Source organism: Micromonospora sp. NPDC051924 (assembly GCF_055586005.1).
Genome location: NZ_JBVJJA010000084.1, coordinates 1 through 16403, shown reverse-complemented (window position 1 = coordinate 16403; position 16403 = coordinate 1). Strand labels below are relative to the sequence as shown.

Sequence of the window (16403 nt, the reverse complement as noted above, 5' to 3'; positions counted from 1 at the left end):
CCCCCCCCCCCCCCCCCCCCCCCCCCCCCCCCCCCCCCCCCCCCCCCCCCCCCCCCCCCCCCCCCCCCCCCCCCCCCCCCCCCCCCCCCCGCCGGGGCGCGTTCAGTGCCCGATCAGCAGCGGGTCGGCGTGCGCCTCGGTGCGGGGGAGCAGGCAGAACTCGTTCCCCTCCGGGTCGGCCAGCACGGTCCACCGGGGCAGCTCGCGGACCACGGTCGCGCCCGCCGCCAGCACCGCGGCCCGCTCCTCGGCGTCGCCGACCAGGTCGAGGTGGATCCGGCCCGGGGCGGGCAGATCGTCGGCGGGGCTGATCCAGACGTCCGGCCGGTGCCCGGACGGGTCTCGCAGCAGCACCGCCTCGGTCGGGGCGAGCGACCGCTCGGCGAGCTTCGCCCGGTCCTCCTCGACCACGGGCAGCCCGGCCACCGCGCTCCAGAACGGGGCGAGCAGGTACGGGTCGCGGCAGTGGATGACGATCGCGGCAAGGTCGGGCATGCCCCTGACCGTAGTCGGCTCAGCCGGGCGGCAGGACGGTGTCCAGGAACGCGACGGTGGCCGCCCGGATGTCCGGCCGGGCCAGCTCGAGGGCGTGCCCGCCGTGGGTGAGCCAGGCGTGTGCCGGGTGGCCCGCGGCGAGCAGCCGGCGGGCCAGGTCGAGCGTCTGACCGGCGGGCACCGACGTGTCCTCCCGGCCGTGCACGAGCAGCACCGGCACCCGGGTGCCGAGGTGGGTGGCGACGGTCGCGTCGACGGTGGCCGGATCATCCGCGGCGGGCGGGTGACCGAGCAGGCCGGCCCACGGGTCGTCGTGCGGGCGCAGCCGCCGGAACTCCGGGTCGAGCGGGTCGACCGGCGCCCAGTACGCCAGCGCCGCCGCCACGTCGCCGGGCCGGTCCACCCCGCGCAGGGCGAGGTGCAGGGCCAGCATCCCGCCGGCCGAGTCGCCCCCGACCAGCAGCGGCAGGCCGTCCGCCGCCGCCCGGGCCGCGCGGGCCGCCGCCCGTACGTCGTCGAGCTGGGCCGGCCAGGGGGCCTCGGCCACGAACCGGTAGGTGGCCGGGACCACCCGCAACCCGAGCGGCGCCAGCGCGGCGCCGTCCTCGCTTGAGCGGGCGCGCCAGCCGCCGCCGTGGATCCAGAGCAGCACTCCGCGTTCGGTCATCCCGCCATGGTGTCCGCTCGGGGTGCGGTCCCGCGAGCCCGCTCTGCCGAGGGCAGACGGGTGCCGAACGGCACCGCTCGCCCCTACGGTCGCGTAACCTACTCGGGGTAAAGTTGCCGGATGCCGGAACTCGTGTACCCGCCCGTGATCGCCGCCGCCAGGACGATGTTCCGGGTCCTCGACCTGCGCCTGACCATCGAGGGCAGCCACCACGTGCCGCGGGCCGGCGGTGCCGTCATGGCCAGCAACCACGTCAGCTACCTGGACTTCATCTTCTGCGGGTACGGCGCGCTGGAGTCCCGCCGCCTGGTCCGGTTCATGGCCAAGGACTCCGTCTTCCGGCACCGGGTCTCCGGCCCGCTGATGCGCGGCATGAAACACATCCCGGTCAACCGGGCGGCCGGCGCCCAGTCGTACGGCACGGCGGTCGGCGCGCTGCGCCGCGGCGAGGTGGTCGGGGTCTTCCCGGAGGCGACCATCAGCCGGTCCTTCACAGTGAAGGACCTGAAGAACGGCGCCGCGCGGATGGCGCAGGAGGCCGCCGTGCCGCTGCTGCCGGTCGCGCTCTGGGGCACCCAGCGACTCTGGACCAAGGGCCGGCCGCGCACCCTGACCCGCCGGCACACCCCGATCACCGTGCTGGTCGGCGAGCCGATGGACCCGGCCGCCTACCCGGACGCGAACACCATGACCGCCGAGCTGCGCGGCCGGCTCGCCGCGCTGGTCGACCGGGCCCAGCGGGAATACCCGGAACAGCCGGCCGGCCCGGATGACGCCTGGTGGCAGCCGGCGCACCTCGGCGGCACCGCGCCCACCCCGGCCGAGGCCGCCGAACTGGATCGCCCCGGCCGGCGCACCGCCGCGTCCTGAGCCGGCCGGATCGTTCCGCATCGGGGCCTGATGGTGCCTGCCGCCCCGCGGCCCGCCCGGCCAGGATCGAGAGCATGAGCAGAGCAGCACTCGTCGTCATCGACGTCCAGGAGTCCTTCCGGCAGCGCCCGATCTGGGCGTACGCCTCGCAGCCTGACATCGTCGTCCAGGTCAACCGGCTGGTCGACGTGGCCCGCCGGCGGGGCGACCTGGTGGTCTGGGTCCTGCATGCCGAGCCGGGCAGCGGTGGCGTCTTCGACCCGGCCAACGGTCACGTCCGGCCGATCGACGGCCTGGCCCCGGCCGCCGGGGAGCCGACGCTGGTGAAGACGGCGCACAACGCCTTCACCACCACCAACCTCCAGCAGATCCTCACCCTGGCCGGGATCCGGAAGCTCACCGTCTGCGGCATCCGCACCGAGCAGTGCGTGGAGACCACCACCCGGGTCGGCGCCGACCTGGGCTACGAGATGACCTTCGTGACCGACGCGACCGTCACCTTCCCCATCCCGCACCGGGATCTGCCGGCCGACGCCACCCTGGAGCAGATCCTCGCCGACCCGCGCACCCTGTCCGCCGCGGACATCGTCGCCCGCACCGAGTACGCCCTGGCCGGCCGGTTCGCCACGGTGCGTACCGTCGCCGAGGTGACCGCCGTCCCGGTCGGAGTCTGACCCGGTGGCCCGGGTCGTCTTTCTCCTGGTCCCGCAGGTGCACCTGCTGGACCTGGCCGGCCCGGCCCAGGTCTTCTCCACCGCCGCCGACATCGGGTACGACTACCGGCTGCACTACGTCGCGGCCGGCACCGACGTGCCGACCGTGCAGGGGGTGACGCTGCGGGCCGACACCGAATGGCCCGCGCTGGGGCGGGACGACCTGGTGGTCGTACCCGGGTGGCGGCCGTCGGCGCACGGCCCGGACGGGCCGGTCGGCCCGGACGACCTGCGGCGGCTGGCCGACCACCACGCGGCCGGCGGCACCGTGGCGAGCGTCTGCGCCGGGGCGTTCGCGCTGGGCCGGGCGGGCCTGCTCGACGGGCGGCGCTGCACCACCCACCACGAGGTGCAGGACGAACTGGCCCGGCGGCACCGGGCGGCCCGGGTGGTCCGGGACGTGCTCTACGTGGTCGACGACCGGGTGGTCACGTCGGCCGGCATCGCGAGCGGGATCGACGTGGCGCTGCACCTGGTGGCCACCCGGCACGGCCCGGCGGTGGCCGCCCAGATCGCCCGCGCCCTCGTCGTGTACGCCCGGCGCAACGGCCACGAGCAGCAGGCCAGCGCGATGATGCGGCACCGCTCGCACCTGTCCGACGCGGTGCACCGGGCGCAGGACCTGATCGACGCGCGGTACGCCGAACCGCTGCCGCTGGCCGACCTCGCCGCCGCCTGCGGGGTCGCCGAGCGCACGCTGAGCCGGCTGTTCCGGCAGTTCACCGGGTTGACCCCGCTCGGCTACCAGCAGTTGCTGCGGGTGGAGCGGGCCGAGCACCTGATCGGGCACGGCAGCACCGTGGAGGCCGCGGCCCGGGCGGTCGGCTTCACCGACGCCCGGATGCTGCGCCGGCTGCGCGCCCGCACCCGCCCGACCCTGGCCCTCGCCGGCTGACCAGCCCGCGCCTCCGGGCTGCTCGCCGTCGCCGGCGGCCCGGCTCGACCGACTCCGCCGGCCGGGCTTGATCGACTCCGCTTGCGGCAGGTCGGGGCTTCCGGAGACCGGGAGACCGCGACATGCCGCAAACCGCACGGGCCACCCCGGCGGGCGGGGTCGGTTCAGCAGGCCGAGCCGGGGCGGCCGCGCGCCGGGGACGCCTGGCGCGGCCAGGCCGGGGTCTCCGTCTCGGCCGGACGGTAGTAGTCGTCCCGGGACAGGAACTCCACCGGCAGCGAACCCGGCAGGGTGACCGCGCCCCGCGCCGGGCCCGGCACGCCGCCGACCCGGACCAGCAGGGTGTCCCGCTCCGGCGGGGAGAGGTCCACCAGTTCGGGGTGCACCAGCCGGAACGCCGCCACGGACCGGCGGACCTGCCGGGCCAGCGCGGTGACCAGGGCGGCCGGGCCGCCCAGGGCGAGCGCCGGCTGCCGGATGGTGCGCAGCGCGTCGCAGACCACCAACAGGTCGACCTCGCCGTCCGGGCCGTCGGCCAGCTCCAGCCGGGACGGCCACTGCCAGCGGATCTGGCCGCTGACCAGGCGGGACGGCCGGATCGGGCGCCGGTGCCGGGCGCCCCTCCGGCCGTCCCGCCCGGGGACCAGGGACAGCTCCGAGCCGATGCAGACGTACGCGAGCCGGCGGTCGGTCAGGGTCACCGTCGCCGGCTCGGGAAGACCCCAGGCCCGGTCGCTCTCGGTGGGGCCGAGCAGGTGTCCCGCCACCCGGATCCGGTGCTGCCCGAGCACCTGCTCACCCGGCTCCGGGACCAGCGCGTAGCGCCGGTCGAGCACGGGACGGGTCGCGTCGTCATCCGCGTCGAAGCGGTGCGGCCCGATGAAAAACGGCGCTGCGTCCTCCTGCACGGTCACGACCTCCCGTGGGACGGTTGCGGTACGTAAAGCGTGTCGCACACCACAGTGGCTGTCATGACACCCGTTAGGGGGTCGGCCGGTCGGTCTGTGCCTGCGACCGGTAGATGCCGATCTCCTCCGGCCGGACGAGCCCGTCCTCGATCGCCCGGGCGAGCAGGGCCGCCTTCGTGGCGGCCGGCCGACCCGCCCGGGTGTACTTGATCCGCGCCCGGTCCACGTACTGCTTCACGGTGTGCTCGCTGATCCGCATCCGGCGGGCCACCGACGCCTTCGACATGGACTGGAACCACAGCAGCAGGGCCTCGCGTTCCTTGTCGGACAGGGCCGGCCGGTCCGGGCGGGGGTCGCCCACCATCGCCCCGGCCAGCGTGGGCGGCACGTACGGGCGGTCGGTCGCCGCGGCGAGCACGGTCGCCACGCAGTGCTCGCGCCCCTCGTGCTTGGCCAGGAACGCCACCGCCCCGGCGTCCAGCGCGGCGAGCATGGTGTCCGGGTCGGTGTGCTCGGAGTAGACCACCACCCGGTGCCCGCCGGCGCTCAGCTCGGTCAGCTTGTCGAGCACCATCCGCCCGTGCAGCCGCAGGTCGAGCAGGACCACGTCGGCGCTCGGGGCGAGCCGCAGCACCTCGTCCGGATCGTCCCCCGTGGCCAGCACGCGCAGCCGTGGCTCGCTGACCAGCCAGGCGCGTACCCCGTCGATCACCACCGGGTGGTCGTCCACGATCGCCACCCCGATCGGCTGGCCGCCCGTCACGTCCGCCGCCACCGGGTCTGCGTCCATCTGATCTCCCCGTCCCGCTCGTGCACGTGTTCCACCGGCCCGTCGCTGACCGCCACGGGCGGGCCGGTCGCGTCCGGCCCGTCGTGGTCGGGGGTGACCAGGCTGACCACCACCTCGTCCGGTCCGGCGACAACGGTCAGCCGGGCCCGGCCGCGGGCGTCGGCGAGCGCCGCGGTGAGCGGGTCGGCGAGCCGCCGACGTACCCCGACGGGCAGCTCCGGCGGGGTGCCGATGGCGACCAGCTCGATCGGCACGCCGTTCCGTTCCGCCAGGTCGGCGGCGGCGCGCAGCTCGTGCAGCAGCGGGTCCGGCACGTCGTCCGACTCGGCGATGAGCCGGCGCAGCCGGGACGCCGCCAGCACGCAGCGACGGCGTACCTCCGGGTCGGCCGGATCGGCGTCGCCGGCGGCGAGGGCCGCGAGCACCTCCTCGGCGGTGCCGCTGACCAGGGCCAGCCGGTCCCGCCGCTCCCGTCGGGCCCGTTCCGCCGCGTCCCGTTGCGCCTCGACCGCCAGGGCCGCCGCGGCGGTACGGGCCCGGTCCCGGGCCAGTGCGGCGATCGCCGCCGCGCCGACGAAGACCGCCACCGGCAGCGAGGAGGTGCCGTAGACGTACATCGCGTACCGGGTGAGGTCGGCCGCGGCGGTGGCGCCGAAGCCGAGCACGGCGCCGAGCGCGATCGCCGCGTGCGCGCCGAGCAGCGCGAGCAGCCACCACACCGGCCGCCGCCAGAGCACCAGCAGGAAGAACCAGGCCAGCCCGCTCCACACCCAGTTCGCCGTGGTGAACAGGTACCGCTCGCCGGCCGCCGCGACGACCGCCGCGTCGACGACCAGCAGCACCCCGGCCAGCCGCCGGGCCGGGGGCAGCCCGCCGCCCAGCAGGCGTACGCCGGACCCGACGCCGACCGCCGTGGTCACCAGCCAGCCGACGGCGACCACCGCCGGGGCGACCATCCCCGGCCCGGCCGCGAGCACCGCCGGCAGGCTGATCGCCAGGTGCCAGGCCAGCGCGATGGTGACCGCCGCGATCCGGGCGCCCCGGTCGGAGGCGTGCGCGACGGCGCCCGCCGCGGACGGGTCCACCGGCCGGTCCGCCGCCGGCACGAGCCACCCCGGCGCCCGGAGACGGGCCGCACGGTGGCGCAGCGCCCCCGGGCTCGGGCCGGGCGCGGCGGTGGTCAGCGCCGTACCGGATTCAGTCGACACCCGGCCACTCCAACCGAACCCGGGTGCCGGCGCCAGGGGCGGAAGTCACCTCTGCCCGACCGCCCACCATGGACATCCGGCCGTGGATCGACTCCCGCAGCCCGTACCGGTGGACCGGGACGGTGACCGGGTCGAAGCCCGGGCCGTCGTCCGCCACCTCGACCACGACGGTGTCCGCGACCCGGGTCAGGCGCAGCGTGACGGCCGCGCCCGGCGCGTGCCGGGCCACGTTCGCCAGGGCCGCGGCCGCGCTGTCGGCGAGCGCCTCGGCCGCCTCCGCCGGCACCACGCACGGTGCCAGGGTCACGGTCACCGCCAGCTCCGGCGTCCGGGCGAGGACCACCCGCAGCCGGTCGTCCAGCGCCGCCGTGCCGGCCGCCGGCGTCGCGCGTGCGCCGGCCAGGGCGGCGAGGGTACGCAGGTCCGCCGCGCACCGCTCGCGCAGCGCGGCGGACGGGCCGGACACCGCACCGAGCCCCACCATGGTCAGCGTGGCCAGCACGGTGTCGTGCAGGTCCCGGTTCTGCCGCCGTTCGGCCTCGCGGGCGGCCCGCGCCACCACCGCCTCGCGGGTCAGCCGCTGGTAGTCGGCGAAGGCGGCGTCCGCTCGCCCGATCCGGCGGCGCATCACCGCGGTGATCGTGGCCGTGCAGCCGGTCTGCACCAGCAGGGTGGCCGCGTGCGCCCGCGCCTCGACCGGGTTTCCCGCGGCCGTCGCGCCCCCGACGTACCCGGCGGTGACCAGCAGGCCGGCCGGGACCGACCAGCGCGCCGGGGCGGTGGCCTGCGCGTTGATCACCGTGGTGCTGGCCAGCACCGCGATCCAGCTCCCCTCGCCGGGCAGCACCTCCGGCGCGACCAGCCAGGGGACCGCCACCGCCGCCAGGGTGGTGAGCGTGACGTCACCGGTGACCAGGGCGGGGCCGATGCCGTGCCGCAGCGCGCGCAACGCGTACCAGACGGACCAGGCGGTCAGGGCGACGACCGCCGGCACCAGCAACCCCACCCGCGCCGGCGGGGTACGCACCGCCAGGGCCACCACCGCGGCCGCCAGGCCGCAGGTCAGCCGCAGCAGCGCCGGCAGGGTGGTGAAGATCAGGGTGAACGCGCCGCCGGCCGGCCGGTCCAGCGGATCCGGCGGCGAGGTCGTGGCGGCTACGACCGGCATCGGGGGAGGTGTCCTTCCGGCAGCGACCCGGTCGGGTCCGCACGGCCTAGATCGACGCCGGAGAATAGCATGTCTTGGCGCAACTGGTCACCCTCGGTACGCGGCGCGTCGCTGCACCGAGCGGGGGTCTCCCGGACCGACCGGTTGGCGCGCGGAGCGGCCGGTCATGCGATTGACTGCCCGCATGGCTGACGACACGCGGCGGCTCCGGGTCGCCTTCCTCGGACTCGGTCGGATGGGCACGCCGATGGCCCGGCACGTGCTCCGGGCCGGCCACGACCTGATCGTCTGGAACCGTACCCGGGGCAAGGCCGACGCCCTGGCCGCCGAGGGCGCCACGGTGGCGGAGACGCCGGCCGCCGCCGCGGCCGGCCGGGACGTGGTGGTGCTGATGCTCGCCGACCCGGCGGCGGTCGAGCAGGTGCTGCTCGGCCCGGACGGGGTGGCCTCCGGGGCGGATCCGGACACTCTGGTGGTGGACGGCAGCACCATCGGCCCGGACGCCTCCCGGCGGATGGCGTCCCGGGCGCGCGAGCACCGGCTGCGCTACGTGGACGCGCCGGTCTACGGCTCCGTCGGCCCGGCCACCGAGGGCACCCTCGGCGTGCTGGCCGGCGGAGACGAGCCGGACGTCGCGGCGGCCCGACCGCTGCTGGACCTGTGGGGCGATCCGGAGCAGGTGCGGCACGTCGGGCCGACCGGCGCCGGCAGCGCGGCGAAGCTGGTCCGCAACCTCAGCCTCGGGCTGGCCCTGGCCGGGATCGGCGACGCGCTCCGCCTCGCCGCCACCCTCGACCTCCCGGCCGACGTGGTGGACGAACTGATGGCGGCCGGGCCGCTCGGCGCGGCCTTCCCACCCGTCCGGCAGTTCCTCGCGGCCGGGCCGCCGGACACCGCCGGGTTCACCGTCGACATGCTCACCAAGGACCTGCGGCTCTGCCTGGACGCCGAGCCCCGGCTGCCGCTGGTCGACGCGGCCCGGCAGGTGGGGGAGGCGGCGCACGCCGACGACCACGGCCGGCTCGACACCCGCGCCCTGCCGCTCTGGATGCGCGACCGGTGAAAGGAAGGGCCCCTTCTTAACGCCTGACGTAGTAAAGGGGCCGCCTCTTAACACCGGCTCAGCCGGCTGGCGCGACCGCCAGCAGATGGGAGCTGGCCCCGAGCACCGCCGGGTCCCGCTCGAACGTCTCGGCGCAGGCCACCGCGTCGGCGAAGAGCCGGTCGTCGGGGGCGGTGTCAAGCGCGTTCAGCAGCGGCCAGAGCGGCCCCTCCACGCCGTACAGGGCCGGTTCCGGCAGGCCCGCCGCGAGGAATTCGTCCACCACCTCCTCCGGCCGGTGGAAGTAGGCGGTGGTGAAGCCGGTCTCCGGGTCGTTCACCCCGGTCTCGTAGGCCCGGCGCAGCAGCGGCCGGCTGCGCTCGTCCACCCGGCCCTGCGCCGTCAGGTCGATGAGCGCGGCGTTCCGGCTGATCACCGCCGCGACCACCGGCCCGCCGGGCCGGGTGAGCCGGGCCGCCTCGCGCAGCGCGGCCACCCGGTCGGCCCGCCCGGTCAGGTGGTAGAGCGGGCCGAGCAGCAGGGTCGCGTCGACCGAGTCGTCCGGCAGCGGCAGCTCGCGGGCGTCCCCGACGGTCGCGGTGAGCCGCGGGTGCGCCGCCTGGGCGGCGGCCACGTGCGCCGGCACCAGGTCGACCAGTTGCACCCGGTGGCCGGCGGCCGCCAGCCAGCCCGCGTACGCGCCGGTGCCCCCGCCCACGTCGAGCACGGCTGCCGGCGGCGCGGGCAGTAGCCGGGTGAGCAGGTCCTGGGTGCGTCGCGCCTCCAGCCGGCCCTGCGGGTTCCGGTGCAACCGGTCCGCCTCGGCGAAGACCTCGGTGTAGTAGCGCTGGATGTCCGGCTCCGCCGGTCGATGCTGCGGCATCCGTCGATGGTGGACGACCGGGCCGCCCTGCTCATCTCCTTTACCAGCGGGCTGGCGGCTTCCGCCTACCCTCCGGGGTATGACGTACCAGCCGGCCATGGTGCCGCCCAGGAAGTCGAACACGACGAAGATCGTGCTCATCGTCGTCGGCGTGGTGCTCGCCCTCTGCTGCGTGGGCGGCGTCCTCGGCGGCTTCGCGATCTACCACGCGGTGCGGGAGGCCACCGGTCCCGCCCGGACCACCGTGGACACCTACGCCGGGGCGCTGGTCGCCCGCGACTACCCGACCGCGTACGGGCAGCTCTGCGGCCAGGTGCGCGACCGGGTCAGCCAGCAGGACTTCGCCCGCCAGCAGGCCGCCCAGCCCACGCTGACCGGCTACGAGATCGTCGGCCTCAACGTGCAGAACACCAACGGCCGGGTGTACGGGTCGGCGGACGTCCGGTTCACCCCGCAGACCGGTACCTCGCAGACCCAGGCGTACCGCCTGGTCAAGGAGGACGGGAGCTGGCGGATCTGCGAGTGACGGCGCCCCGGCCGCCCGGCTGACCGGGCGGCCGGGCCGGTGCTCAGGCCGGGCAGTTGTGGTACGCCTCGACCCGCCACCCCGCCGCGCCCCGGGACAGCACCCAGGTTGCCCGGCGGAGCCGGTCGGCGGGCAGGCTTTCCTCGCCGGGCAGCAGGAAGCCGCTGCGGCTCACCACCACCGCCGTGTCACCCCGTCCGACGATCCGGATCCGCTCCGGCTCGTCGATGGAGGTCGAGCCGTGCAGCGGGCCGGCGAACGCGGCCGCCATGTATTGCCGTACCTCGGCTCGGCCCTGGTGGAACACCCCGCCGGGGAGCACCACGGTGGCGTCGTCGGCGTACCGGTCGGCGAAGGCGTCGGCGTCGCCCGCCGCCCAGGCCGCGACGAGGGTGTGCAGCAGTTCCCGTACCTCCGGCTCGGCGCGGGTGTCGACGGTCGCGGTGTCGATCATGGTCGTCCTCTCCTCGATCTGGCGCTTCGCCGGTACCTACTCGGCGATCGGGCCGAACTCATCGGCCCGGCGGCGATGAAATCGGGGTCCCGGCCCGGTAGGTATGGGGGGAGCGCGGCGGAGGGGGCGGACCGGTGACGGTGGGCAGTGAGGACTTCGACCGGCGGACCGGGCCGTACCGGCCGGAGCTGCTGGCCCACTGCTACCGGATGCTCGGCTCGGTGCACGAGGCCGAGGACCTGGTGCAGGAGACCCTGCTGCGCGCCTGGCGGGCCTTCGACCGGTACGACGACCGGCGCGCCTCGCTCCGCACCTGGCTGCACCGGATCGCCACCAACGCCTGCCTGACCGCGTTGCGCGGCCGCGCCCGCAGGCCGCTTCCGTCCGACTTCGTGGCGCCCAACCCGGATCCCGAGGCGCCCATGGTGGTGGGCGAGGTGCCCTGGCTGCAGCCGCTGCCGGACGCGCTGCTCGACCCGGCCACGGTGGTGGCCGCGCGGGGCAGTCTGCGGCTCGCCCTGGTCGCCGCGATGCAGCTGCTGCCACCCCGGCAACGGGCCATCCTGATCCTGCGGGAGGTCCTCGACTGGTCCGCCGCCGAGGTCGCCGAGGCCCTGGCCACCACCCCCGCAGCGGTGAACAGCGGGCTGCAACGGGCCCGGGCCCGACTCGGCGCGCTGGCCGTCCGCGAGGAGCAGGTCGCCGAGCCGGCCGACCCGGCGCAGCGGGCGCTGCTCGACCGGTACGTGGCGGCGTTCGAGCGGGCCGACGTGGCGGCGCTGACCCGGCTGCTCACCGACGACGCCGTGCTGGAGATGCCGCCGGTGCTCAACTGGTACATCGGCCGCGAGCGCTACGGCCGGTTCATCGCCCGGATCCTCGCGCTGCGCGGCACCGACTGGCGGCTGGTGCCCACCGCCGCGAACGGCCAGCCCGCGCTGGCCGCGTACGTGCGGGAGGGGGAGGCGTACCTGCCGCACACCGTGCAGGTGCTCACCGTCCGGGCCGGGCGGATCAGCCGGAACGTGGTCTTCCAGGACCGGGCGGTGTTCGCCGCGTTCGGGCTGACCCCGTTGCCGGTCCGACCCGCGTCGGTCAGGTGATGGGGAGCACGCGCGGGCCGCCGTCCCGGATCGAGCGGGTCATGTTCGCCCCTTCCGACCAGTAGAGGCAGCGGATTCCCCGGTCACCCCGGGCCCACGCCTCCTCGGACGGCAGCTGGAAGGTGGCGCTGGCACGGTACGGCAGCATCCGGTCGACCGGCACCTTCGCGTACCGGGCGACGAGGGTGCGGCACCGGGCGAAGATCGGGCCCTTGTCGCGGCCGGCGTCCGCGTACCCGCCGTCCGGGGCGGACCATGAGCCGACGTACTCGTACTCGTGGCGCTGGGTGCAGCCGATCTGCCGTAGACCGTGCAACCTGTCGTAGTACAGGCAGCCGTACGCCAGCGGCGACGCACCCTGCAGCTCGCCCCGCAGGCTGCCGCTGCGTTGGATCGCGGTGTCCCTCGGGTGGAACCGGTGCGCGCCGCCGTCCACCGTGTCCAGCTCGTACAGGTCGCAGCGGAACCAGCGGGCGCCACCCTGCCACCCGGGGGGCGACGGCGGGACCACCTGGATGGTCAGCCGGGCACCCCGCCAGTCGCCGCCGACCCACGCGGTCGCCTTCGCGTCGCACTCGGCGAACGCGGGTCGGAGCGCCGCGGACCCGACCTTCGGTGGGGTGGGCCGCTCGGCCAGCGGGCCGGTGAACGTGCCCAGGTGGAAGGTCTCCACCAGGTGGGCCCGGCCGCAGTCGACCGGCTGGTAGCTGGTCAGGTAGCTGGTCGGGTCGGCGATCAGGTGGCAGTCGCCCGCCTTCGGGGCGAACTGCGCGACCGCGCCGACCGTTCGCCAGTCGTCGGTCAGGTCGCCGTCCAGGCCGGCCGGCGTACCGCAGCCGGCCAGCGCCAGCGTGCTCAGGGCGGCCGCCGCCCCGAGCGTCCGCCATCGTCGCATGTGAGCCTCCCCGCTTCGCGGGGCGCAGCATATGCCACCGGGCCGCTCGTCCGACCTCCCAGAGGAGCGCGGCTGTCCTAGCCTCGCTCACATGTCGAGCAGGAGCGGCGGGCGCCGCGGATCCGAGGACCTGGTCGCCCGGGCGCGCGAGGAGATGGCGGCCCGGCACGACCACGAGGCCGCCGAGGTGCCGGCGGCTCCGCCGGCTGAGGACGCCGACGCGAGGTCCGCCGCGGGCGGCCGTCCCGATCCGGTACGCCGACTCGGCGCCGCCCGTGTCCTCGCGCTGCTCCTGCCGCTCGGGTTCATCGCGTGGGTGGTGCTGCGCATCGTGTTCGGTGACGAGCTGCGGGCCCGGGTGGACGAGCAGGCCTGTGCGCTGACCGGCTGCACCGGCACCGGGATGGCCATCGTGGGATGGCTGCTCATCACCCTGCCGGCGCTCTGGGCGGCGACCGCCGTCCGGCTCTGGTCCCGGCTCGGCGGACCGGCCCGGGTGGCGGCCGTGCTCGTCGGGCTCGCGCTCGGGCTGGTGGCCTGGGTGCACGTACCCGGGAAGCACTCCTCGCTGGCGGAGATCCTCGCCGGGCCGGCCGCGGGGGCCATGGCCACCGGGATCCGCTGGGCCGGGGTCGCCGTGGCGCTCGCCGGGGTGGCCGCCTTCGCCGTCGCCGGCCGGCGGGCCGCCCCGCGCGCCGACGACGCGCGGGGGCCGCGCCCGGTCGCCGGCCGCGCGCTCGTCGTGGTGGCGCTGCTCGGCTCGCTCGTCGTGGCGGTGGCGCGGGCCGAGCCGGCGCCCGTGGCCCTCGCGACGGCGCTGCCCGAGCGGACGTTCCGCTCGGCGGGGGACACCCTGACCCGGACCGGCGGCCGGGACCTGCGCGGCTGCGCCGGCGTGCTCGCCGACGACCACCTGCTGGACGGCTGTGTGCGGACGGTACGCGCCAGCTACACCACCGACGACAGCGACGCCGTGGTGCACCTGGCGGCCATGCTCTTCCGGAGCGAGCAGTGGGCCCGCGACCGGCGCGGGGAGCTGCGGCGCGACGTGGGCCAGAACGGGGTGCCCGGGGACGTCATCACGGTGAGCTCCACGACCGGGAGTTGGGTGCTGCTCACCAGCGTGGGGCACGCCGACGGGCGCCGGGTCGCCGAGGCCGACCGGGGTCACCTGCTCTGGGCGGCGAAGCAGGTGGCGTACCGCTTCATCGGACGGCAGGTCGGCCTGCTGGTCGCCCCCTCGCCCGCCGACGGCATCGGGCCGCGCACGACCTGATCCGCCGCGGCCCTCGTCGCTGTCCGTCGGGTCGCGATGCCCGGTCGTGACGGGTGTGACATTCGGCGGAGGAGTGGCGCTGAGGAGCACGGAACGCATGCACCGGGCTCACGACCAGCACGGCTCCGGCGTCGCCGACTGATCACTCAGCGGGGTCGCCGGTGTGGGGGGCCGCCGTTTCCAGGTCGTCCGGTGCGTCCGTCCCACCTCCCGGCGCCCCTGCCGGGCGGTGCGCTGTTCGGGGGCACGCCGGGCGGCACGTCCACATGTCCAACCCTGCAAACGGAGCCGTTCGATGTCACAGTTCGCCCTCGCGAAACTCCTCACCCTCAAGGTCGGCGCGGCGGCCGTCGCCGTCACCGCCACCGGTGGGGTCGCGCTCGCCGCCGCGACCGGCACCCTGCCCAACCCGCTCACCGGCGCCAGCGCCACCCCGTCGGCGCATGCCACGGGCAAGCCGTCCGAGGCGGCCGACCAGGGCAAGGGCCCGGCCGGCGCCAAGGGCACCCCCTCGCCGAACCTGGTCGGCCTCTGCCACGCGTTCACCGCCGGCGCCGGGGACAACCCGGGCAAGGCGCTGGAGAACCCGGCGTTCCGCGCGCTGATCACCGCCGCCGGCGACAAGGAGAAGGTGGCGGCGTACTGCGACACGCTGCTGGCCAGCGCGAAGGCCAAGCCGAGCGAGGCGGCCCGGCCGACCGCCACCCCGAGCCACCCGGCGGGCAAGCCCAGCGCCCGCCCGACCACGGCCGGTACCGACGCCCCGGACGCCGGCCACAAGCCGACCGCCCGACCGACCAACTGACCTCCGACGCCGGGCGGGCACACCCACCCCCCTCCCGCCCGCCCGGCGTCGGCACGCGGCGCCGCCCGGAAGACCACTCCCCCCTGGGTTTTCCGAACGGCGTCGCGATCCGCGCCCGACGGCGCGGCGAGGCGGCGGCCGGTCCCGTGGCCGCCGCCTCACCCAACTCCTCCGCTACCGGGCGTCCACCTCGTCGGCGCGCTCGCGCAGCCACGTCAGGGCCGACCCGGCGTGCCACGGTACGGAGATGTGCCCGTCCTCCGGACAGCGACGCAACTCGGCGGCGGGACAGCGCCCGGCCAGCCAGGCGCCACTCGATCCGTAGCTAGCGGTGCGGCCGGAGGGGTCAGCCGGCCGCGGCGCGGAGCAGGGCGACGGCGACGGCGATGCCGAGCAGGAGCGCCACCGACCAGACCAGGGCCGGACCGCGGCGACGCCCGCGGGCCGAGGCCAGCAGAGCGAGCAGCGGCGGCAGGGTGGCGGTCACCGCCGCCGCGCGCAGCAGCCACCGCTGATGGGCGACCTCGTGCGGGTCGGGTACGGGGGCGCCGATGAACATCGGCGGAGGGCTGATCCAGAACGCCCACCAGGCCAGCGCCACCGTGCCGATGAGCCAGAGCAGCGCGAGCGGCGTGGCGTACCCGGGCCCGCCCGCCCGCGGGGTCACCGGCCGGTCGTCCCTCGTCATCCCGCCCCTCGCCTCCGGCCGGTTCGTCGGCCGGAGGCATCATGCCGCAGTCGCCGGTCGGTCAGTCAACGACACGGCGGCGGAACGCGGTTGTCGTACCGTGGGCCCATGGCGGAAGTCCTGGCGGCCCTGCTCGTCGGGAGCGGATGGTGCCGCTGCCGTCCGCCGACGGCCGCTGAGGACATGTGGTGCGGGTCACATCGTCCCCCGAGTCCTCGTTGTCGAATCGGTCCGCCTCCGGCCGTCGGCGTGATGAGAGCCGGCGCAGGGCCGGCCCGAGCGGAGGAGACACGTCATGCGACTCACCGTCACCACGTTCCTGACCCTGGACGGCGTCATGCAGGCTCCGGGCGGGCGGGACGAGGACCGCAGCAACGGGTTCGACCTGGGCGGCTGGCTGCCGCCGCACTTCGACGAGACCGTCGGCGGGTGGATGGGTGAGATCCTCGGCCGGGCCGACGCCCTGCTGCTCGGACGCCGGACGTACGACATCATGGCCGCCTACTGGCCGCACGTCACCGACCCGGCCGAGGGCGGCCCCGACAACCCGCTGAACCGGCTGCCCAAGTACGTCGCCACCAACAGGGCGGACGAGCTGACCTGGTCGGGCTCGCAGCGCCTCGACGGCGACCTGGCCACCGCGGTCACCGAGCTGAAGAACCGCTCCGGTGGCGAGCTCCAGGTGCACGGCAGCGGCGCGCTGGCCCGGTCGCTGATGCGCGAAGGGCTGATCGACACGCACCACCTGCTGCTCTTCCCGGTGGTCCTGGGCCGCGGGCAGCGACTCTTCGCCGACGGCGTCCCGCCGGCCGGCCTGCGGCTCACCGACAGCCGCACCTCCGGCAGCGGGGTCACCATGCTGACGTACGACAGCGCTGGTGCGCCGGCGTTCGGCACCGTCGGGGAATGAGCCGCGGAGACGGCAGCGGGGGGGGGGGGGGGGGGGGGGGGGGGGGGGGGGGGGGGGGGGGGGGGGGGGGGGGGGGGGGGGGGGGGGGGGGGGGGGGGGGGGGGGGG

19 protein-coding genes are annotated in these 16403 nt (G+C 76.2%); 9 read left to right on the top strand and 10 right to left on the bottom strand.

Annotated features, from left to right (window positions below; genetic code table 11):
• Positions 1-102: 102 nt before the first annotated feature.
• Positions 103-495 (bottom strand): VOC family protein, encoded by a 393-nt coding sequence (locus ACZ6S5_RS33740; protein ID WP_466006344.1) that lies wholly within the window; start codon positions 493-495, stop codon positions 103-105.
• 19 nt (positions 496-514) lie between these two features.
• Positions 515-1162 (bottom strand): alpha/beta hydrolase, encoded by a 648-nt coding sequence (locus ACZ6S5_RS33735; protein WP_466006343.1) that lies wholly within the window; start codon positions 1160-1162, stop codon positions 515-517.
• Between the two features lie 120 nt (positions 1163-1282).
• Here ACZ6S5_RS33735 and ACZ6S5_RS33730 point away from each other — a divergent pair, with 120 nt between their 5' ends.
• From ACZ6S5_RS33730 to ACZ6S5_RS33720, 3 genes are all read left to right on the top strand, one after another.
• Positions 1283-2032, top strand: coding sequence for a lysophospholipid acyltransferase family protein (locus ACZ6S5_RS33730; protein ID WP_466006342.1), 750 nt, complete (start codon positions 1283-1285; stop codon positions 2030-2032).
• 74 nt (positions 2033-2106) lie between these two features.
• Positions 2107-2706, top strand: a complete 600-nt coding sequence (locus tag ACZ6S5_RS33725; protein WP_466006341.1) for an isochorismatase family protein — start codon at positions 2107-2109, stop codon at positions 2704-2706.
• Positions 2707-2710: 4 nt separating this feature from the next.
• Positions 2711-3640: a GlxA family transcriptional regulator gene (locus ACZ6S5_RS33720; protein WP_466006340.1), complete on the top strand. Its 930-nt coding sequence runs from the start codon at positions 2711-2713 to the stop codon at positions 3638-3640.
• 164 nt (positions 3641-3804) lie between these two features.
• Here the strand turns inward: ACZ6S5_RS33720 and ACZ6S5_RS33715 are convergent, their stop codons facing one another.
• The 4 genes from ACZ6S5_RS33715 to ACZ6S5_RS33700 all read right to left on the bottom strand — a co-directional run bounded on the left by ACZ6S5_RS33715 (position 3805) and on the right by ACZ6S5_RS33700 (position 7714).
• Positions 3805-4548 carry a hypothetical protein gene (locus ACZ6S5_RS33715; RefSeq protein WP_466006339.1) on the bottom strand — a complete coding sequence of 248 codons (744 nt, stop codon included), beginning with the start codon at positions 4546-4548 and terminating at the stop codon, positions 3805-3807.
• 73 nt (positions 4549-4621) lie between these two features.
• Positions 4622-5338: a response regulator transcription factor gene (locus ACZ6S5_RS33710; RefSeq protein WP_466006338.1), complete on the bottom strand. Its 717-nt coding sequence runs from the start codon at positions 5336-5338 to the stop codon at positions 4622-4624.
• Positions 5308-6444 carry a hypothetical protein gene (locus tag ACZ6S5_RS33705; RefSeq protein ID WP_466006345.1) on the bottom strand — a complete coding sequence of 379 codons (1137 nt, stop codon included), beginning with the start codon at positions 6442-6444 and terminating at the stop codon, positions 5308-5310. Before ACZ6S5_RS33705 ends, ACZ6S5_RS33710 begins: the two co-directional genes overlap by 31 nt.
• A gap of 91 nt (positions 6445-6535) precedes the next feature.
• Positions 6536-7714, bottom strand: coding sequence for a sensor histidine kinase (locus tag ACZ6S5_RS33700; protein ID WP_466006337.1), 1179 nt, complete (start codon positions 7712-7714; stop codon positions 6536-6538).
• 184 nt (positions 7715-7898) lie between these two features.
• Between ACZ6S5_RS33700 and ACZ6S5_RS33695 the strand changes: the two genes are divergently transcribed.
• Positions 7899-8777, top strand: coding sequence for an NAD(P)-dependent oxidoreductase (locus ACZ6S5_RS33695; RefSeq protein ID WP_466006336.1), 879 nt, complete (start codon positions 7899-7901; stop codon positions 8775-8777).
• 58 nt (positions 8778-8835) lie between these two features.
• Here the strand turns inward: ACZ6S5_RS33695 and ACZ6S5_RS33690 are convergent, their stop codons facing one another.
• A complete protein-coding gene (locus ACZ6S5_RS33690; protein WP_466006335.1) occupies positions 8836-9639 on the bottom strand; it encodes a class I SAM-dependent methyltransferase in 804 nt (267 codons plus the stop codon).
• A gap of 79 nt (positions 9640-9718) precedes the next feature.
• Here ACZ6S5_RS33690 and ACZ6S5_RS33685 point away from each other — a divergent pair, with 79 nt between their 5' ends.
• The gene (locus ACZ6S5_RS33685; RefSeq protein WP_466006334.1) at positions 9719-10165 is read left to right on the top strand and encodes an Rv0361 family membrane protein; all 447 of its coding nucleotides are present in this window, start codon (positions 9719-9721) and stop codon (positions 10163-10165) included.
• A gap of 43 nt (positions 10166-10208) precedes the next feature.
• Here the strand turns inward: ACZ6S5_RS33685 and ACZ6S5_RS33680 are convergent, their stop codons facing one another.
• Entirely contained in the window at positions 10209-10619 is a 411-nt protein-coding gene (locus ACZ6S5_RS33680) for a YybH family protein (protein ID WP_466006333.1), read from the bottom strand.
• Between the two features lie 134 nt (positions 10620-10753).
• Here ACZ6S5_RS33680 and ACZ6S5_RS33675 point away from each other — a divergent pair, with 134 nt between their 5' ends.
• Positions 10754-11722, top strand: a complete 969-nt coding sequence (locus ACZ6S5_RS33675; protein ID WP_466006332.1) for a sigma-70 family RNA polymerase sigma factor — start codon at positions 10754-10756, stop codon at positions 11720-11722.
• On the opposite strand, the gene ACZ6S5_RS33670 is transcribed toward ACZ6S5_RS33675, so the two are convergent.
• On the bottom strand, positions 11715-12617 hold the full coding sequence (locus tag ACZ6S5_RS33670; protein WP_466006331.1) for a septum formation family protein: 903 nt from the start codon (positions 12615-12617) through the stop codon (positions 11715-11717). The genes ACZ6S5_RS33675 and ACZ6S5_RS33670 overlap by 8 nt on opposite strands.
• 91 nt (positions 12618-12708) lie before the next feature.
• Between ACZ6S5_RS33670 and ACZ6S5_RS33665 the strand changes: the two genes are divergently transcribed.
• Both ACZ6S5_RS33665 and ACZ6S5_RS33660 read left to right on the top strand, forming a co-directional pair.
• Entirely contained in the window at positions 12709-13893 is a 1185-nt protein-coding gene (locus ACZ6S5_RS33665; protein ID WP_466006330.1) for a hypothetical protein, read from the top strand.
• A 295-nt stretch (positions 13894-14188) separates the two neighbouring features.
• Positions 14189-14698, top strand: a complete 510-nt coding sequence (locus ACZ6S5_RS33660; RefSeq protein ID WP_466006329.1) for a hypothetical protein — start codon at positions 14189-14191, stop codon at positions 14696-14698.
• A gap of 346 nt (positions 14699-15044) precedes the next feature.
• Here ACZ6S5_RS33660 and ACZ6S5_RS33655 read toward each other — a convergent pair whose 3' ends face one another.
• Positions 15045-15386: a hypothetical protein gene (locus tag ACZ6S5_RS33655; RefSeq protein WP_466006328.1), complete on the bottom strand. Its 342-nt coding sequence runs from the start codon at positions 15384-15386 to the stop codon at positions 15045-15047.
• Positions 15387-15681: 295 nt separating this feature from the next.
• Here ACZ6S5_RS33655 and ACZ6S5_RS33650 point away from each other — a divergent pair, with 295 nt between their 5' ends.
• On the top strand, positions 15682-16296 hold the full coding sequence (locus ACZ6S5_RS33650) for a dihydrofolate reductase family protein (RefSeq protein WP_466006327.1): 615 nt from the start codon (positions 15682-15684) through the stop codon (positions 16294-16296).
• Positions 16297-16403: the final 107 nt, after the last annotated feature.